This window comes from Pseudoalteromonas sp. 31A1, assembly GCF_011378815.1.
Taxonomy (GTDB): domain Bacteria; phylum Pseudomonadota; class Gammaproteobacteria; order Enterobacterales; family Alteromonadaceae; genus Pseudoalteromonas; species Pseudoalteromonas arctica.
Map to the genome: position 1 here is coordinate 1 of NZ_WTKY01000050.1, position 4,605 is coordinate 4,605.

5 protein-coding genes and 1 pseudogene are annotated in these 4,605 nt (G+C 37.8%); all 6 read left to right on the forward strand.

Annotated features, from left to right (window positions below; translation table 11 throughout):
- A pseudogene (locus tag GQR52_RS20610) lies at positions 1–1,653 on the forward strand (hypothetical protein); the annotation flags it as partial.
- Between the two features lie 11 nt (positions 1,654–1,664).
- A complete protein-coding gene (locus GQR52_RS20105; protein ID WP_165729584.1) occupies positions 1,665–2,060 on the forward strand; it encodes an immunity 22 family protein in 396 nt (131 codons plus the stop codon).
- A 304-nt stretch (positions 2,061–2,364) separates the two neighbouring features.
- Positions 2,365–2,886 carry an SMI1/KNR4 family protein gene (locus tag GQR52_RS20110; RefSeq protein ID WP_165729585.1) on the forward strand — a complete coding sequence of 174 codons (522 nt, stop codon included), beginning with the start codon at positions 2,365–2,367 and terminating at the stop codon, positions 2,884–2,886.
- Between the two features lie 85 nt (positions 2,887–2,971).
- Positions 2,972–3,448, forward strand: a complete 477-nt coding sequence (locus GQR52_RS20115; protein WP_165729586.1) for an SMI1/KNR4 family protein — start codon at positions 2,972–2,974, stop codon at positions 3,446–3,448.
- Between the two features lie 67 nt (positions 3,449–3,515).
- The gene (locus GQR52_RS20120; RefSeq protein ID WP_165729587.1) at positions 3,516–3,860 is read left to right on the forward strand and encodes an immunity protein YezG family protein; all 345 of its coding nucleotides are present in this window, start codon (positions 3,516–3,518) and stop codon (positions 3,858–3,860) included.
- 47 nt (positions 3,861–3,907) lie between these two features.
- The coding region (locus tag GQR52_RS20125) for a hypothetical protein (protein ID WP_165729588.1) at positions 3,908–4,605 on the forward strand (698 nt) is incomplete at its 3' end.

Sequence of the window (4,605 nt, forward strand, 5' to 3'; positions counted from 1 at the left end):
ATTACCGCCACTAACGTACTCACACTCGATGGCACATTTATAACCTTTGATGGCCCGGTTGATTACGACATAACCAGCCCACAAACAGCGCGGGCACCAAGCAATGCAAGCCCTGCCAATATTAGCCGCATTAGTGATATAACCATTAATGACTCCGGTATTGCTGCAACAACGTCAAGCGTAGTAGATTTACTTTATGTTTATCAAGATGGCAGCCCTGTAAAAAACGCACCTTATACAATTAAATTTGATGATGGGACACAAAGCACAGGCCAGCTAGATGAAGACGGTATAGCGCAATTAACCGATGTACCAAATGGTCAATTTACTATTCAATACGGGGAAGATACACGTGAGTATGAACCACAAGATAACACCACACCAAATCCGCTTTATAAAAGAATAACCCCCGCCTCTGCCATACAAATGAGCAGAGCTGGGCAAACAGCAACACTTGATGAAGCAAGCAACATAGCCAGCCAAGCAGGTGATTGGTTATGGGGAGCACTGCAAGGCGACTTTAATAAAGATCCCACCACGGCACAGATTGTAGTGGGCAGTATTATTTCAATGATACCGGTTATTGACCAAGTCATGGACGTGCGGGATATTTTAGCCAATGTAATGCTACTGACTGATGACGATAAAGCCAACGACAGTGATGGTTGGATTGCCTTTACGCTCACCGCAATAGGTTTAGTACCGGTGCTCGGCTCCGCGGTAAAAGGCGTTGGTAAAGTGGTGATTAAAAACAGCGGCGACACAATAGAAGCCGCAATTGCAGTGTTACGCAAGCTAGGCAAAGGCGACCCTGTTCAGTATTTACGCAAAATCAACTGGCAAGACCTAGGTAAACAAGCAGCCAGCGAAGTAAAAGCCTTTATAAAAGGCCTGCGCGATACGCTTCACGAAATATCAACAAGTTGGCAATACGACCTACTGCTGCCACAGCTTGCCATAGACGGTATGCAAGCAACCATTAAACAGCTTGATGAAATAGCACCTAAAATAGACCAAGGCGTTAAAGGCGCAGCCAGTGAAATTGGCAGTCGCGTAAACAAAGCCCTTGATGAATTCGAACCACCGAAAAGCACCGGTATTGTGGGTAAACCTAAAAAGAGCGTTGCGAATGAATTAGATGCGCCTAAAGGAAATGATTTAAAAGGGGTTGAGAGTAAAAAAGAATTCAATCTTTCAAATTTGAAAGTTAGTGATATCCCGACATTCGATTCAGGAAGCTTCAATAAGTGGTTTGACTCCAGAACACCAGAAGAGTTAGCCGAAATGTATAAAAAACAAGCCCTAAAAAGTAAAATTTCTGATGGCCTTAGAGGAGCTCGCGGTAATCACGAGTTTTTAATGGTTGTAGAAGCGCCTCAGTGGAGTAAGTGGGGAGTTAATGCCAAGCAAGTACAGAATGATTTTGCAATATCAATCTCAGCCTTGAACGAAGGTGGGTTAGCCAAGGGGTGGAAGCATTCAACTGGCTTAAAAGGTTCAAAATCCCCAAACTCTAAACGCGTACACAATGAGCTTCAAAAGATAATTCAAAACTCTAATAGTTTAGATGATTATAAAAAAAATATGTTCTCGTGGGCTGAAAAATGGATCGAAGGCGGTTACAATGGCTTACCAGAAGGTTTTCATCAATAAAGGAATATCAAGTGTCTAAAGTAGATTACTCGAATGAAGTTGATTATTATGAACAAGGTTTCGAAGAGGAAGGTATTGTTTCTGTCTGGTTAGGGATTGAACCTTTGACTAATGACGAAGAGACTGACGTTTTACAGGAGCTTTGCGGTGTAGGTTATTATGATATATCAAGTCAAGAAGGTGAGTGCTTTGATTTTCAAGATACCGATATAACATCTTTAATACACAATATGTCATATTCAAACTCCTTTATTGATTTGGTTGTTGAAGCTGCTAAAAGAAAGAATATTAATTCTGCTAAATGGGTCACCCTACAATACGACTTTAATTATAACCCAGAAAAAGTCAATCGAACTATTTCACCAGACCCCTTATTTATCGGAGCCTTTCCATACAAAGAAGATTAATCAAACACCTATTAGATAGTAACTATTCAGTTTTTAAATTATAGACCTGACTTTTCACCTTGGTCTAAAGGTTCCATCAATTTTAAACCAAATCAATTAGATGGTACTTCAGCTGACTTTGATGCCGTTTATGTGTATATAGCTAAACAGAAAGGTCTTAAAAGTAAGAATGCGGTAAAAAACCTGTTAAAAACTTGGTTTAACTCCACATCATTCGAGTGGTACATTAATCCAGCTTGTGCCTACAAAACTACATGGTAACTACACATTGGAGCTGCTTCTGATTTAAGGAAAGGAATTTAAAATGATTGATAAATTAATCACCGCCCTAGATGCTTCAGCGCTTTATATAAGTAGTGAAAAGGTCACAACAATAAAGGATGTCGAGCATGAGTTTAAAGTTGCTTTGCCAAAAGAATTAAAAAAATTACTATCAAGATTTGACTCTTCCATTATTTTTAACAATGGGGCAAAGATCATCCCCTTTCAGAAAACTCCTTATACAAATAATGACGGGTACCTGCCATTTGAAATAGTTTATGGTCTAGAAAATAGTGATAATAACCTTGTAAAAAAGAATCGCATGTATAAACAATTGAATGATGAAGGTTTTTTTATATTTGGTGAAAGTAGCGGTGGTGACCAATTATGCATCCATAAAGAAAATATGAAAGTTTATTGTTGGGATCACGAAAGCAGCGAAAACAATAATGAATTTTTTGAAGTATTTGCTAATTTTGATAACTTCCTCTCTAATCTAGAGCCTGACAATGCAAATATGGCGCAAAAAGAGATTGATTCTGCTAACTCATTTTTAGACTTTTAGTTTTTAAAAATGCTCCATTTAATAATACATGCACCTACAGCTAAGGACAGCCTATGCAACTCGACATTATAAACACCCTAAAACTATGAAAAAATTAAATTTAAAAAAAAGAGTTTCAATTACACATGATGAGTTAGATTCATTAGAAATGTTTTTTAATATTAACTTACCGATTAGCTACAGGGAGTTTATTTTAGAATTTAATGGTGGATGCCCAGATAAAATTACTATAAAAATTAACTCTGAAGAGCGCGTATTGGAAAGGTTTTTAATAGTTTCAGAAGATGAAAAGCTCGGTAATGAGTTTAAGCAATACGAAGTTAAAGTCGTAATGGCTCAAATTGAGGAAAGACTTACAGATAACGAAGACTTGGTTGGAGCCGAGACCTTACCTTTTGCTTACCTTTTTGGTGGTGATTTTTTATGCCTAGATTTCAAAGAAGATGCAATAAATCCTAAAGTAGTAATATGGGATCATAATGAGTCTGAAGAGTTATCGCCTGTTTTTTACAAGGCTTTTGATAATTTCCAAGAGTTTCTTGATGCGATGCCTTTCGGCTAACACATATTTACAAACTTTATGCTTGATCATTCAATTTAAAACTCATTTATGATGCTAAGGAAAGCCAATGCAACCCGATATTAAAAACATCCCGCAACACCTAGGTCAGTACCTTTATCAGCAAATAGATGAGCCATGGCATGAAGCTCAGCTTATTTTAGATTGCGATAATAATAATGCGATCGAGTGCAAGTCCCACTTTATTAAATCAGATAACGAAACACAGCATGCAATTGCTGTATCTAAAAATATAACTGAGTTATTCAAAACGTTATTTGACCACGCCATTAAAAATGAGACTGAAAATTGGCAACGCGCTATTTTTACTATCACTCGTCAAGGCCAATTTAACCTAAACTTTGAGCGCGATAATGATGAAGAAGCAATCGCTGCTGTTGAAATACATAAATAAATAAGATCAATCACAATCAAACTTCACCACCCTTTTTAGAGATATTTATGACTACTTTAACTAAGCAACTTATATTTATATCCCTCGCTTTAACGCTAGCTGGGTGCGATAAAGTGACAGTGAGCACCGTTACTGCATTATTAGCGCCCGCTGAAAAAATACAGGCGGCCTCCCCTGAAGCAAGTGACTTTCAAGTTAACGGCTGCAATTTAACTTATAAAGACCAATCACTGATTTTTAATACCAGCATTGATGAATGGGTTAAAATACTTGGCCCATACGACAGAGTCACTCACTTGGCAAACGATGTGTACTTTTGGGATGACTTAGGTCTCGGCCTTTTTTCTAGCACTGGCAAACACAGAGCTGATGAACTTCAGTTCGAGTTTAATGAAACCATAGCCTTTAGTGAAACAAATATTAAAAATACCTACTCAGAAGACATGAGAAAAACAAAAAGGGAGGCTAACGAATCTCGCTCTAAAACGCCATTTCCTCAAACGCTTTGGGTTAATGGGGCTGCAATTAAAGGTAACTGGGATATGAGTAAAGTAAATAATCAACTGTACGCATTTAATCCAAAAAATTCCCATTACTTTGGTGAGGCGTATATGCCCACTATTTTTGGTTCACGTTTTGCTTGCGATAAAGAGGCTCCGCCCTATTTTAACGAGGGCGAAATTGGCATTAGAGTAGATGTAAACCCGCAAAATAAAAATGAGATAAAAGTACTAACTTTGCGTGT